Here is a 14,208-nt window from a genome sequence, read left to right on the forward strand (position 1 = left end):
CGGGGGGCGTCTGCCGATCCCGAAGGCGATGAGCACACCCGGGTAGCGATGCTGGAAGCCCGCGACGGGCTCGAGTGTCGACGTGGAGGCCGCCGGATCGCGGCTCCTTGCGGGTCGTGCCGCAGGCGCATTCTTCAGAATCCGAATCTGGTTCACATCGCGGTCGGCGCGGCCTATAAAATCCCGGAGTCATTGGCCGCCACGTAGCTGAAACACCGCCTGCGGCATGCTCTCCCGAATACTGCGGCCAAATGCTCGCATCTGCGCAAGCCTGCTCAAGCAAAGCTTATCTTTTGGCAAATCAGATCAAGATTTGATCATGAAAGATTTCTTGCTGCACCCACAACAAAATCTCCATTGATCAAAGCTTAGATCAAGCAAAAATTGGAGATCTCGATGGCGCCTCGAAACGAGATGCGTGGCCTTGAGAGAATCAAGAGCCACTGGCAACACGCGCTTCTTGCTTGGCACGAACGGAGTCGGGCGATTCTTCTCGGCGCCACCGCGCTCGTCGGCGCGGCGGCATTGACGCCGGCCGGGGGGCAGACGCCGACGCCTCCCCCGGCACAGTCTCGACCGAATATCCTCTTCATCATGGGAGACGACATCGGCCTGATGCAGCCGAGCATCTACCACCGCGGCCTGATGGTCGGAGAGACACCCAATATCGACCGCATCGGGCAGGAAGGCGCGCTCTTCACGCACTACTACGCCGAACAGAGCTGCACCGCCGGGCGCAACGCCTTCTTCACCGGCATGCACCCACTTCGGACGGGAATGATCCCGCCCCAGCTTCCGGGGAGTCCGTCCTATCTGCGACCGGGCACACCGTCGATCGCGAAATTCCTGCTCGATCTCGGCTACAACACCGGCGAGTTCGGCAAGAACCATCTCGGCGACCACACCGACGCGCTGCCGACCGCCCATGGCTTCCAGGAGTACTGGGGCTATCTGTACCATCTCGACGCGATGCAGGGCGTGAGCTTCCCTGACATCAACCGGACTTCGACCCAGCAGACCGTCGCGCCGCCCTGCGCGAACACGCCGATCCCGGGCCTCCCCCCGGTTCCCGGCGCGGTCGACCCGCGAACCTCGGTTTGCCTGACGCCGCCACGCCCCATGCTGTCCTGCACCTCGTCCAATGGCACGGCGGCCAACCAGACCTGCCGCGACGAGGGTCCGCTCACCCTAGAACGCTCGAAGACGGTGGACGAGGAGATCTCCGCCAAGGTTGTCGACTTCCTCGAGCGCAACGACCCGAGACGGACCAACAAGCCGTTCTTCGCCTGGTATAACCCGGCGCGGATGCACATCACGACCGTGCTCTCCCCGAAATACGAGGCGATGATCGGGGAACCCGGCGGCAAGGACTGGGGCCTCAACGAGGCCGGCATGAAGCAGCTCGACGATAATGTCGGCGTCGTCCTGAAGAAGCTCGAGGATATGGGGCAGCTCAACAACACCATCATCGTCTTCACCACCGATAACGGCGCCGAAACGATCACCTTCCCGGACGGCGGCACCACTCCCTTCAAGGGCGGCAAGCTGAGCACCTGGGAAGGCGGCATGCGCGCGCCGCTGCTCGTGCGCTGGCCGGCCGGTGGCATCCGCGCGGGCACCGTCAAGAACGAGATGTTCGCGGCGCTCGACTGGCTGCCCACGCTCGTCAACATCGCGGGCGGTGACAAGGGCGACGCGCTTAACCAGCGCATCATGGCCGGCAGCTATCCCGGCATCGTCAAGACCAAGCTCGATGGCGTCGACCAGACCGAATACCTCCTCGGGCGGTCCGAAAAATCGGCTCGCGATACGTTCTTCTACTATTCCGGCAAGGACCCGTCGGCGGTCCGCTACAAGAACTGGAAGATCTACTTCGCGATGGTGTCGGATTCGCCGGCCGGCTTCATCTCGGGCGTTCTGCCCTTCCACTGGGCCCAGGTCGTCAATATCAAGCGCGACCCCTTCGAGACCTCGATCGGATCGCAATACAAGACGCTCATGGGCCTGGGCGGCACCATCGGCTCCCCCTCGACCGCCTATGTCTATGATTGGAACATGCTGCCGATCGGTCAGGCGCTGTGGATGAAGGAGCTGTTGTCTTACAAGGACTTCCCGCCGATGCAGGATCCGGCGAGCTACAACCTCGATCAGGTCATCAATCAGATCAAGAACACCAAGGGCCGGTCCGACTGAGGTCCGGCGAAAGCACACCGGCCGGGAACTGCTACCGCGACGCTGGCAGCGGGGGAATCGTCACCCCACTCTTGTAGCCGTTGAGCGTCCACTCATAGGCAGCGGTTCCCGTCTGGAACTTCCCGATGCGGCCGGATGCCAGATCGAGAATTCCGACGATGATCGATGTCCACATCAGTGTCAGCAGCGCGATTAGGATGCGCAATGGCTTGGACCTGAGGCCGAACTGATAGCCCAGGCAAGCCAGGGTCACGAGCGTAATGCCAATCAGCAGCCAGAACAGCTGCGCCGGCAATCGCGTTTCAAAGGCGAGGCGCTCGCTCGTGCTCGCGTCGAATGTGTCGTTCAGCGATGCCATCAGCGCGCCGGAAATGGCGTCAGGTCTCTCACGCACGATCGCGGAAAGATGGCCCCAGATCTGCGACTGGAGTGCGCCGGTTTTCTGGTTGAGGGTTTCGTTGACCGCCAGGTCGCGGCCAGCCCGGACGAAATCAATGCGCACGACCGTGTACTGCTCAAGCAGCAGTGCGATCTCGTCGCCCCGCGGCGTCCCGATGGCCTTCGCCCTAAGCCATGCCGTGCCGATTGCATTCGCTTCAGCCAGACCGCCGACGCGTCTCTCACCAAAGCGAGCGTTGGCAAAACTCAACGTGAGTGCCAGCACGAAGGCGAGCAGTGCAAGCATCCCCCCGACTACGACGCCCACGGCCTCGGGCGCATTGGCCGGGCCGCCGCTCAGGCGCCGGCCGACGCGGTAGCCGAGTTCGTAGACGACCATATGGGCCAGGAAAAGGCTCAAGCCGAAGGCGAGGATGCTGCGTTCAGCGATGATCGTCGCGAATTCCATGGCCGCTCCCCCGTTCCGGCGCGAGCGCCGACAATCAAATGCCCAAAGCGCGTCGACCGACGCGTTCAGTAAGGACAGCGGCCCCGCCCTACCCCGCCCTGACCACCGCCCACACTCCATCGATCACGAACTGCACCGCCAGCGCCGCCAGGATCACTCCCAGCAGACGCGTCAGCACGACATTACCGGTGACGCCGAGCAGGCGCGCCAGCGGCGTCGCCAGCAGGAAGACGACGAGGCAGGAGAGGATCACCAAGCCGCAGATCACCGCGAGCGCGGCGAGCCGCAGCGGATCGCCCTCGGCCCGGCCGGCCAGCAGGATGATCGCGGTGAGCGCGCCCGGTCCCGCCATCAGCGGGATCGCCAGGGGAAAGGCCGCGACATTGTGGATGTGATCCTTGGTGATCGCCGTCTGGGCCGTCTGCTGCTTGCGCTCGGTCCGGCGCTCGAACACCATTTCGAAGGCGATCCAGAACAGCAAAAGCCCGCCGGCGATGCGAAAGGCCGGCAGCGAGACGCCAAGCGCCTTCAGCACGATGTCGCCGGCCACGCCGAAGAAGGCCAGGATGCCGAAGGCGATGATGCAGGCGCGGATCGCAACCTGTCGGCGCTCTGCCACCGACATGCCCTGCGTCAGCGACAGGAAGATCGGCGCGAGCCCGGGCGGATCGAGGGTGACGAGCAGCGTCACCAGCGCAGAGACAAGGAAATCGAGATGCATGGCAACGACTTGACCACGCCGCACGGGCGCCGTCACCCGCGAAGAATGGCGGGATTGCGGCAACCCTTGTGATCCGCCTCGAAATCGGGCTGCAACCGATTGAGATACAAGGGTTATTTTTTGACGGGACAACCTTTGCTTTCGCTGGCTTAAACCACCGGAATCGGGTAGCCAGAAGCCTGAAAATAGCAGGAATCGGGACCCAATCCCTTGAGCGACGAAACAGACGACAAGCGCCCGGACGAGCCGCATTTCGGCGGCGACATCAAGCCGATCGGCATCACCGACGAGATGAAGAAGAGCTATCTCGATTACGCCATGAGCGTGATCGTGAGCCGCGCTCTGCCCGACGTCCGCGACGGCCTGAAGCCCGTGCACCGGCGCATCCTGTTCTCGATGCACGAGAACAAGAACCTGCCCGACCGCCCCTATACCAAATGCGCCCGCATCGTCGGCGACACGATGGGTAAATACCATCCGCACGGCAATCTCGCAGTCTATGACGCGCTGGTGCGCATGGCGCAGGATTTCTCGCTGCGCCTGCCGCTGATCGACGGCCAGGGCAATTTCGGCTCGATGGACGGCGATTCTCCGGCGGCCGATCGCTACACCGAGGCCCGACTCGACAAGGCGGCGATGCCGCTGCTCGAGGACCTGGACCTCGACACGGTGAACTTCCAGCCGAACTATGACGGCAAGGAGCACGAGCCGACCGTCCTGCCGGCGCGCTATCCGAACCTTCTCGTCAACGGCGCCGGCGGCATCGCCGTCGGCATGGCGACCAACATCCCGCCGCACAATCTCGGCGAGGTGATCGACGCCTGCGTCGCGCTGATTGACAATCCCGAAATCACGATCGACGAGCTGATCGAGATCGTGCCGGGCCCGGACTTCCCGACCGGCGCCTCGATCATGGGCCGCAGCGGCATCCATGCCGCCTATCACACTGGCCGCGGCTCGGTCGTGATGCGCGCCAAGACGCATATCGAGGAGATGCGCAAGGAGCGCGAGGCCATCGTCGTCACCGAGGTTCCCTACCAGGTGAACAAGGCCTCGATGGTCGAGAAGATCGCCGAGATGGTGCGCGAGAAGCGCATCGAGGGCATCTCGGACCTGCGTGACGAATCCAGCCGCGAGGGCGTGCGTGTCGTCATCGAGATCAAGCGCGACGCGCTGGCCGATGTCGTGCTGAACCAGCTCTACCGCTTCACCCAGCTGCAGACCTCGTTCGGTTGCAACTTCGTCGCGCTGAACGGCGGCCGCCCGGAAGTCCTCAACCTGCGCGACTTCATCGTCGCCTTCGTCGAGTTCCGCGAGGAGGTCGTCTCACGGCGTACCCGCTTCCTGCTCAACAAGGCCCGCGAGCGCGCCCATGTGCTCTGCGGCCTGGCGACGGCAGTGGCCAATATCGACGAGGTCATCCGCCTCATCCGCACCGCTCCGACCCCGTCGGCAGCGCATGAATCGCTGATGGCGCGCGACTGGCCGGCCGACGACATCGCACCGCTGATCGCACTGGTCGACGATCCGCGCCACCCGATGAACCCGGACGGGACCTATCGCCTGTCGGATGCCCAGGCCAAGGCGATCCTCGAGCTACGCCTCGCCCGCCTGACCGCTCTCGGCCGCGACGAGATCGGTGACGAGCTGCAGAAGCTCGCCACCGAGATCGCCGATTATCTCGACATCCTGCGTTCGCGCGCTCGCATCCAGTCGATCATCAAGGACGAACTCGCCGAGGTGCGTGCCGCCTTTGCGACGCCGCGCCGGACCGAGATCCAGGACTGGGGTTCCGACCTCGACGACGAGGACCTGATCGCCCGCGAGGACATGGTCGTCACCGTCAGCCATGGCGGCTACATCAAGCGCGTGCCGCTCTCGACCTACCGGGCCCAGAAGCGCGGCGGCAAGGGCCGCTCCGGCATGTCGACCAAGGACGAGGATTTCGTCTCGCGCCTGTTCGTCGCCAACACGCATACGCCGGTGCTGTTCTTCTCCTCCGAGGGCCAAGTCTACAAGGAGAAGGTCTGGCGGTTGCCGCTGGCGGCACCGAATGCGCGCGGCAAGGCGCTGGTCAATATGCTGCCCATTGAGAAGGGCGAGCGCATCACCACGATCATGCCGCTGCCAGAGGACGAGGCGAGCTGGGAGACGCTCGACGTCATGTTCGCGACGGCGTCAGGTGGCGTCCGGCGCAACAAGCTGTCCGACTTCGTCAACGTCAACCGCGCCGGCAAGATCGCGATGAAGCTGGACGAGGGCGACCACATCGTCGACGTGCAGATCTGCACCGAGAACGACGACGTGCTGCTGACCACCGCCGCCGGCCAGTGCATCCGCTTCGCCGTCCCGGAAGTGCGCGTCTTCAAGGGCCGCGACTCGACTGGCGTGCGCGGCATCAACCTGGCGAAGGGCGACGAGGTCATCTCGCTGGCGATCCTGCGCCATCTCGACGCCACGCCCGACGAGCGCGCGGCCTATCTCAAGCGCGCCGCCGCCGCGCGCCGCGCCCTCAATGGCGAGGCCGATGAGGCGACGGAGGTCGCGGCCGCCGTCGAGGCCGATGCCGAAGAGAGCGCCGGCGACATCGAGCTCGGCCAGGAGAAATACGCCGCCATGGGCGCGGCGGAGCAGTTCATCCTGACCGTTTCCGAGAAGGGCTACGGCAAGCGCACCTCGTCGTTCGAGTACCGGGTCACCGGTCGCGGCGGCAAGGGCATCGTGGCCATGGTCGTGAACGATCGAAACGGCAAGCTCGTCGCCTCCTTCCCGGCGGTCGACAGCGATCAGCTGATGCTGGTCACCGATGGCGGCCAGGTCATCCGCGTCCCCGTCGACGCCGGAACCGGCAACCGCATCCGCGTCGCTGGCCGCTCGACGCAGGGCGTGACGGTGTTCAATACCGCCAAGGACGAAAAGGTCGTCTCGGTCGAGTGCATCAACGACGATGGCGAGGGCGATGACGGCGAGGCGGAAGCCGCGGCCGGTCCTGCGCCTGAGGAAAACGGCGGGGAGTGATCCCCGCCTGCTCCGGCGAAACAGACAAGGGGCTGCATCGCTGCAGCCCCTTTTTTATGCCCGGGCTCATTCCAATGAGATGCGCAGCGGCCCCCGGCGTGCCGGAACCCGGCGGGTCAAATCGTCTCCAGAAGCCCCTTGATCAGGGCGCGCCGTGGCGCGATCGAGGAGATCAGGCCGTACTCGCCGAGCGTATGCGCGCCAGCGCCGTCGATGCCAAGGCCGTCGAGCGTCGGGATGCCGAAGGCGGCAGTGAAGTTGCCGTCCGAGCCGCCGCCGGTCATCGGGCAATCCTGCAGATCGAAGCCGATCTCCGCCGCGACCTTGCGCGCCGTCTCGAACAGCGCAGCGACGGCCGGCGTCTTCTCATAGGGCGGCCGGTTCATGCCGCCGCTCACTGCGATCTTTACGTCCGGGTCGTGCGGCTTCAGGCCGAGGATGCGCTTTTCCATCTCGACGCCGTCGGCCGCGGTGGTGACGCGCAGGTCGACGCTGAACCAGGCATGCTGCGGGATGACGTTGGCCGCCGTTCCGCCGCCCATCAGCGCAACCGAGGTGGTGATGCCGCGGCCGTAATCGGTCATCCCGTCGATCGCGAGGATATGGTGCGCCGCCTCGCGGATCGCGCTGCGGCCATCGGCATGGCGCGCGCCGGAATGCGCCGGCCGCCCCTCGAACTTGACCTCGAAGCGCCCCACGCCCTTGCGCGCCGTGACGATCTTGCCGCCCTCGCGCGCCGGTTCCGTGATGAGGACGGCAGCGGATGCGCGACCGATCTCCTCGATGAGGCCGCGTGTCGTCGGCGAGCCGATTTCCTCGTCGCCGGTGAACAGGAAGACCAGCGGCCGCTTGGCGGTGCCGGCGCGGGCGACATCCTTGAAGGCCTGCAGCGCCAGCCAGGCACCGCCCTTCATATCGTAGACGCCGGGCCCGTAGAGCCGGTCGCCCTCGACGCGCACGGGCAGGTCGCGGGCACTCGTCCCGACCGGATGGACCGTGTCGAGATGCGACATCACCGCGACCGCCGGCTCGCCATTGTCGACGCCGGCCCGCAGGATCAGGCTGTCGCCAAGGCCATTGCGGCCGGGTATGCGCTCGATCGCGATCGGCAGGCCCGCCACCTCGCTGGCAACGAGATCCATCATGCCGTTGACGCCGGGCGTGTGATGGGTGGGGCTCTCCAGCGCGAGCCAGACGGACAGGGCGGAGACGTGGGGATCGATGCTGCTCATGATGGGCGGACCATCGCCGGGAAGCGCGGCGCGAACAAGGATGCCGGGCGGCAGGGGCGCCCTGCCCTGATGGCATGGCCCCGCGCCGATCTGGCTCGATTGCGGCTTGATGGGCGCCTTCCGATCCCAAGCCGCAAGGTTAGTCAATGACGACAGCAGTATCACGAAGACCCGGCTCGGGGCCCAGGGAGTAGAACACGGCCAGCCTCCAGAAAAGTCGCGACCGCCCCATCGAGGCGTTGCGGCATGGCAATTCCGGACGCTGAGAGCCTTGCCGAATATGTTCACGAGCGGAATAGGAAAGTTGCAGCATGGCACCGAGCTCAAGGCGTGCTGTCCGCTGCAGGACAGGCCGCAACAGTTCGCCGTCGGTTGCACGCCCGCTGCTGCCAAATCAGACGATTGACACCCCTCGCCAAAAATCGGCACGATGGGCTGCTCGCGATGAATCCACAGCAGGAGCGGCGAAGATGCTGTCGATCTCGAACCGCGCGGCTGCGTGCCTGGCAGGCGTCGCCTTGTCCGGATGCATGCCGTCGATGCCTACAGCCGAAGCCATCACGAAGCCGACCGTGGAAGCCTTTACGCGGCTCAGCGCGTGGCAACCTTGGCGACCGACGCCAGCCCCTGCGCAGCAAACGGCCGTCGTCGTGGCACCGCCGGAACTTCCACGTGCTGTTCCAGTCACCGAACCGAAGCAGAAGCTCGCCATCGAGAGGCCGCAACAGGACCGAATGCGTGCGTCCCATGCATCCCGGATTTCCGCGCCGCCAGTGCCGAATTTCGTGTCGGCGACAACGGAGTCGGTCCCGGTGCCCGCGAAGTTGACGTGTCAAACCTCGACTATCGCGGGCGAGCGCGTGCGAATGGAGTGCTTTCCGGTCCAAGCTGATCAGTAGCGCCAAGACAGGGTGGTTCGCGCTGGCCTGTTGCCGTTCTCCTCCCGGCCCGTGGGTGGAGGCGCGTCGGCCAATCCCGCACGATGAAGCCGCTGGTGCGCGCGAAGCCGTAGCTGTTGCAAGCGGGGCGTCGTATCGCGCGATGATGCAAGCCTTGCCGAGCGCGCGCCGCGACCAATGAGGGCTGGCTAATGAGCGAAGCGGACCCGCGAGATGTCCGCTACCTGGAATGACCCAATTTCCGCTTATGGCGCCTAGCGAATGCCGGCGGCAGGATAGAGCGCCTGATCCAGCACTAGCATGGTCGAGGTCTCTGCCACGGCCGGCACCGCCTGCAGCGTGTTGGTGATGAACTCGCGGAGCGCTTCGATGTCCGCCACCCAAACGCGCAGCAGGTAGTCCGCCGCCCCCGTGATCAGCAGGCACTCGCTGATCTCGGGCCGATCCCGGATCGCTCTTCGGAACTGCTCATGCCCGTCAGGACCATGCTGTCCCAGCTTGACCGAAACGATGACGCTCAGGGTCAGGCCAAGGGCAGCCGGATTGATCTGCGCCGCATAGCCAGTGATGACGCCGGCCTCTTCAAGCTGCTTGATACGGCGACTGCAGGGTGTCGGAGACAGGCCAACCATCTCCGCCAGTTCCAGATTCGACATCCGCCCATCGCGCATCAACTGGCCAATGATGCGCCGGTCGATCGCATCCAATCGACGCTGAGGCGATTTTCTACGCGAGACAGGCTTCGACTGGCGATTATCGCTCATCATGAAGCTCACACATCCAGATTTTGCACACAGTCGCTCTCGTTACGAGAGATATGGTGCTTCAAACTCGGAGTCGATCATGCCTAGCGCTTCCGCGGTTAGCCGCACGCGACCATCATTCGCCACATGGCTTGGTACAACCAACGACATCACGCGTACCTTCCTGTCGGCTGGCGGCGTTCCTGGCCTCATCAACATGGGAGGTGGCCTGCCGGAGCCCGGGACTTTTCCGGTTCCCGAAATCGCGCGTCTGGCCGGTGAGGCCGTCAAGGCACACCCTGGCCAGGTTTTGGGCTATGGACCGATTGAAGGCCTGCCCGAACTGCGCGACGCGTTGGCGAAACGCTTCAGCACGCCGACAACAAGACTGTCTCGAGACAATGTCTTCGTAACGTCCGGTGGGATGCAGGGGCTCGATCTGCTCGGCAAGGTGTTGCTCGACGAAGGTGGTCTCGTCGCAGGTCAGTTCCCCACCTATCTCGGCGCGCTCGACGCCTGGCGCCCCCGTCAGCCCGCCTTTCGGAACATGGAGCTCGACGATCCGGCCTTCGACGCACATGTGGCTCTGGCCGGAGCGCAGTTCGCCTACGCCGTCCCGAATTTCTCGAATCCCACGGGCCGCATGGTTCCTCTCGCCACGCGAAAGGCCCTTGTCGCCGCGGCCCACTGCACCGGGACCTGGCTGGTCGAGGACGACCCATACGGGCTGCTGCAATATGATGGCGAGCCCCTGCCCCGCCTGATCGACATCTCGGCCCTGGGGTCCGACGGCACGACCTATACCGGCCCGGTCATTTATATGGGCACGCTGTCGAAGGAGATTGCACCTGGCCTGCGCATCGGCTGGGTCATCGCAGAGCCTGAGATGATCATGGCCCTGACCATGGCCAAGCAAGGTTCGGATCTCTGCACGAGCGGCCTGACACAACATATCGCGCTCGCAGCACTGGAGGCCGGCCTCATCGATCGCATCCAGCCGTTGCTTCTTTCGACCTATCGTGCCCGGCGCGATGCCCTCTGCGACGCGATGCGTACAGAGCTCGGGGGATGGTTCGAGTGGGAGGTTCCGGTCGGAGGGATGTTCGTCTGGGCCATTGCGCGGGATCCCGCCCTCGACACCGATCTGCTGCTTCATCACGCTCTGGAGGCCGGAGTCTGTGTCAGCCCAAGCAGCGTCTTCGACGCTGCCGGTCGCAATCGCCGCGCCATCCGCATCAACTTCACTCTGAACGAACCCGACCGCCTGGCCGAGGGTGTACGAAGGTTGGCTGAGGCACTGGTGACGATGCAGGCGAGGAAGCCCTGAAATGACCGTGGCAATCCATAGCGTTTCAGCGCCGCCGCCGGTGCCCGAGGATATCGCAGCATGGCGCGGCATCCCCGTGGCGATAGCGGTCGACCTGACGCGCGATATCGGCCAGATCGACCCTGCAATCCGCCCGCTCAACCCGCCGGGCCGTCAGCCGGCGCTATTCGGCCGAGCGGTCACCGTGCTGTGCGAGCCGCCCGATTTCGGCGCGGTTGTCCATGTGCTCGACATCGTGGGACCTGGGGATGTCCTGATGATTTCGGCAGGCGGAAATGCCGAGTTCGCGATGATCGGGGAGATCCTGGGCGGACACCTGCGCAGTCGCGGCTGCGTCGGCATCGTCTGCGACGGAGCCGTACGCGATGTTGCCACGCTTGCGAGTTGGCCCGACTTCTCGGTCTAAGCTCGCTCGGTGACGCCGCGTGGTCCAGCATCGGCGGAACGCGGCGCAATCAACAAGCCCGTGGTCATTGGCGGACACATCGTTGCGCCGGGGGATCTGGTGATTGGCGACGACGACGGTCTCGTCACGCTGTCACCGCACACGCTGACTTCGCGCCTTCATGCCGCGCAAGAGAGAATGGCACGCGAGTCGACTTGGATCGCAGACCTCGCCAGCGGTCGTGCAGCTTCCGAAGTCTTCGGGCTCAAGCCAGCCCAATTGAGCGAGCAATAATCAGGAACGACGCTCGCCTTCCAATGTCCGGTTCTACGTCGTCACGCAATGTCTCCTCGCGGCATTCGAACGACCTAGAACAGGCTCGACAACATGAGCCGCGGCCCTCTTCCGTCAGCCCCAGGAGCTCGTGTTCAGGCGCCACTCTGACGACGGCGCCTTCTTGGTAGTCTTGAGGCTCGTCTTGCGGTCTCGCGTATTGTGCCCTCGCGCTCAGTTCGGCGCGAGGACCACGGAACGGGTCATTCCCGGAGGAGTTCGAAAAGCCGACCCGCACGCAGTGAGCCTTACCCTCCGCCGGCAGTGATATTTGCGGCATTGGCGATCGCAGCAACGGCCGCATCCATGGTCAGGAGGTCCACTCCTCCGAACCGGCCAACGCGGCCTATCGAACGCCGCGCGTTCCTCGTCCGTAAGTTGGACGGGTTGGCGGCGACACCCTCCGAGCCATAGAGGACGGAATATTCGCAGAACTGCTTTGGCGAACCCGATCATAGGCGTCATACCGCCGGACGGCAGGGCGCTGAACGGCCGGCCTTGCGCTGTAAATTTGGCTGCGCGTCACGGTACTGCCGCGCGCAGCCGCGACAGAGGCTCGTTTGGAATTATAGGGAACGATCGTGAGCGCGACAGCCGGCGCCGCGCCAAGAAACAGGACAGCAGCAACAAGTAAAGATCTCATCAGGCGATATCCGTATGCAAGGCATGACTTAACGGCACCGCTCATCGCAGGATTTGTCCGCCGAGCCAAGGGGATGTGTCCCAGAACGCTGCCCGACAGCTTGAGCTGCCCGTTCCAGCCAATACGGGGCAACGGATGTTCCGCTAATCTCACACATCCGGTTTCGGGCGGAGCACCAACGTCAGCCAGTGCCGCGAGCTGCCCTCTGCCTCCTCGGTTGGGAACGCCAGATTCCAGGCACGAATGCAATGTCCGCTTCGGTCGCTTCTGACCTAGTTGCTTGGCCTTTTATCTCTGAGCAGTGATGCGCTAGCCAGCTCATCGTCACCGTTGCGCCCAGTTCGCGTCCGCCCGAAGGCAGCGAGGCCGTAAGCCTCTTCGAACTGTCGCGATAGCGCGAGCACCACCGCGTCGGCGCCTTGCTGTCCAACGAGCTGAAAGCCAGTGGGCAAGCCATCGACCAAGCCGCTTGGGGTCGCGATAGCCGGCAGACCGGCGGCGTTGGCGAAGCCGGTGAAGATCGCATGGCCGCGCGGTCCCGCTGCTCGCTCATCTATCAGAGGCGGGTGGCTCTCTTCCGCCGGCCAGGGCAGAGCCGCGGTAGCCGGCATCAGCAGAATGTCGTGGCGTGCGAACAGCCGCGCGACTTCTCGCTTGAGCTGTTCGACCTCGACCAGGATCTCGAACAGCGCCGTGCCCCCGGCCGAGACGCCGAGACGATAGTTGGCCTGCGCCGCCTCGCCGCAGAGAGCGATGTCAGGACGCTCGCCCGGGCCGTAGCCGAGCTCCGGCCAAGCCGTCGGCTCATCGAGCATCCACGCCAATCCGATTGCGGACATCGACATCCAGAGGCGGTTGATCCGCTCGGCGAAGCTCGAATTGCCGACTTCCTCCACCTGATGGCCAAGCCTGGCAAAATTCTGAGCAGCATCGCGAACCTGCCGGGCAATGCCCGGATCGACGGGGTGCTCGCCAAAACCCGGCACGAATAGGATGCGCAAGCCGGCCGGGGGCGGCACGGCGAGATCTCGACCCGCAAGGATTTCGGTCATCATCGCGACGTCCGCGGTATTGCGCCCGATCGCTCCAGCGACTTCATATCCCAGAAATATCTCAGGGAGGCCGCCGCCGCGTGGCGCAAGTCCCATCGAAGGCTTGAATCCGACAAGTCCGCAATGCGATGCGGGCCGGCGTGTCGAGCCGCCACCGTCCGTCGCCAGGGCGATCGGGCAATAGCCGGCCGCGACGCCGGCCACTGCTCCGCCGGAGGATCCGCCGGGCGTCAGGGCCGGGTTCCACGGATTTCGCGTGGTTCCCGCGACGGCGTTCGAGGTGAAGCCCTGCATCGCGAATTCGGAAAGGTTCGTCTTGCCAATTATCACCGCGCCGGCAGCCCGCACTCGCGAGACCGGAACCTCGTCTCGCGCGGGTCTGACATTGCGTAGAAGGCGGCTGCCCCAGCTCGTGGCCAGGCCTGACACGTGCATGTTGTCCTTCACGCTGACCGGCACGCCATCAAGCGGGCCGAGCGGCGTGCCCCGCGCGAAGCGGCTGCTGCTTTCATGAGCGGCAGCGAGAGCGCCGCTTCGGTCCAACACCACCATGGCGTTGAGCGCGGGCTCGCACGCCTCGGCGCGCGCCAGGCAAGCCTCGATGACGTCGACGGGATCGAATTCGCCAGACCGATAGCCACAAGCAAGCTCGCCGGCGCTGAGCCGCCAGAGGTCGGTCGCACGCGGAGAGCTCTCGGATTGGTCCGCCTGTTCAGCGAGCAGGCCTTCTGTCGGAATCATGCAATCCTCGGCGATCCGCACCACGACGCTTGTCGATCAATCTTGTATACCTGTGGCATGTGGTTTGCTGCCGA

At 64.7% G+C, this 14,208-nt stretch carries 8 protein-coding genes and 1 pseudogene; 4 read left to right on the top strand and 5 right to left on the bottom strand.

Annotated elements, in window-relative coordinates; translation table 11 throughout:
* Positions 1-414 precede the first annotated feature (414 nt).
* A complete protein-coding gene (locus tag VGN82_RS13450; protein WP_327527912.1) occupies positions 415-2,193 on the top strand; it encodes an arylsulfatase in 1,779 nt (592 codons plus the stop codon).
* A 31-nt stretch (positions 2,194-2,224) separates the two neighbouring features.
* On the opposite strand, the gene VGN82_RS13455 is transcribed toward VGN82_RS13450, so the two are convergent.
* Both VGN82_RS13455 and VGN82_RS13460 read right to left on the bottom strand, forming a co-directional pair.
* On the bottom strand, positions 2,225-3,040 hold the full coding sequence (locus VGN82_RS13455) for a bestrophin-like domain (protein WP_327527527.1): 816 nt from the start codon (positions 3,038-3,040) through the stop codon (positions 2,225-2,227).
* A gap of 88 nt (positions 3,041-3,128) precedes the next feature.
* Positions 3,129-3,761, bottom strand: a complete 633-nt coding sequence (locus VGN82_RS13460; RefSeq protein ID WP_327527528.1) for a MarC family protein — start codon at positions 3,759-3,761, stop codon at positions 3,129-3,131.
* 210 nt (positions 3,762-3,971) lie between these two features.
* On the opposite strand from VGN82_RS13460, the gene gyrA reads away from it, so the two are divergent.
* Positions 3,972-6,779 carry a DNA gyrase subunit A gene (gene gyrA, locus VGN82_RS13465; protein WP_327527529.1) on the top strand — a complete coding sequence of 936 codons (2,808 nt, stop codon included), beginning with the start codon at positions 3,972-3,974 and terminating at the stop codon, positions 6,777-6,779.
* Between the two features lie 116 nt (positions 6,780-6,895).
* Here the strand turns inward: gyrA and VGN82_RS13470 are convergent, their stop codons facing one another.
* On the bottom strand, positions 6,896-8,011 hold the full coding sequence (locus VGN82_RS13470) for a M20 family metallopeptidase (RefSeq protein ID WP_327527530.1): 1,116 nt from the start codon (positions 8,009-8,011) through the stop codon (positions 6,896-6,898).
* A gap of 1,153 nt (positions 8,012-9,164) precedes the next feature.
* A complete protein-coding gene (locus VGN82_RS13475; RefSeq protein WP_327527531.1) occupies positions 9,165-9,617 on the bottom strand; it encodes an Lrp/AsnC family transcriptional regulator in 453 nt (150 codons plus the stop codon).
* A 58-nt stretch (positions 9,618-9,675) separates the two neighbouring features.
* On the opposite strand from VGN82_RS13475, the gene VGN82_RS13480 reads away from it, so the two are divergent.
* Both VGN82_RS13480 and VGN82_RS13485 read left to right on the top strand, forming a co-directional pair.
* Positions 9,676-10,980 carry an aminotransferase-like domain-containing protein gene (locus VGN82_RS13480; protein WP_327527532.1) on the top strand — a complete coding sequence of 435 codons (1,305 nt, stop codon included), beginning with the start codon at positions 9,676-9,678 and terminating at the stop codon, positions 10,978-10,980.
* A 1-nt stretch (position 10,981) separates the two neighbouring features.
* A pseudogene (locus tag VGN82_RS13485) lies at positions 10,982-11,659 on the top strand (RraA family protein).
* A 954-nt stretch (positions 11,660-12,613) separates the two neighbouring features.
* Here VGN82_RS13485 and VGN82_RS13490 read toward each other — a convergent pair.
* Positions 12,614-14,134 (bottom strand): amidase, encoded by a 1,521-nt coding sequence (locus VGN82_RS13490; protein ID WP_327527533.1) that lies wholly within the window; start codon positions 14,132-14,134, stop codon positions 12,614-12,616.
* Positions 14,135-14,208: the final 74 nt, after the last annotated feature.

The organism is Allobosea sp. (assembly GCF_035999205.1).
Classification (GTDB): domain Bacteria; phylum Pseudomonadota; class Alphaproteobacteria; order Rhizobiales; family Beijerinckiaceae; genus Allobosea.

What these genes read in the sequence shown, in the direction of transcription:
- VGN82_RS13450 (WP_327527912.1), top strand. Translation starts at nt 415, where the DNA reads ATGCGTGGCCTTGAGAGAATCAAGAGCCACTGGCAACACGCGCTTCTT.
- VGN82_RS13455 (WP_327527527.1), bottom strand. Translation starts at nt 3,040, where the DNA reads ATGGAATTCGCGACGATCATCGCTGAACGCAGCATCCTCGCCTTCGGC.
- VGN82_RS13460 (WP_327527528.1), bottom strand. Translation starts at nt 3,761, where the DNA reads ATGCATCTCGATTTCCTTGTCTCTGCGCTGGTGACGCTGCTCGTCACC.
- VGN82_RS13470 (WP_327527530.1), bottom strand. Translation starts at nt 8,011, where the DNA reads ATGAGCAGCATCGATCCCCACGTCTCCGCCCTGTCCGTCTGGCTCGCG.
- VGN82_RS13480 (WP_327527532.1), top strand. Translation starts at nt 9,676, where the DNA reads ATGAAGCTCACACATCCAGATTTTGCACACAGTCGCTCTCGTTACGAG.
- VGN82_RS13490 (WP_327527533.1), bottom strand. Translation starts at nt 14,134, where the DNA reads ATGATTCCGACAGAAGGCCTGCTCGCTGAACAGGCGGACCAATCCGAG.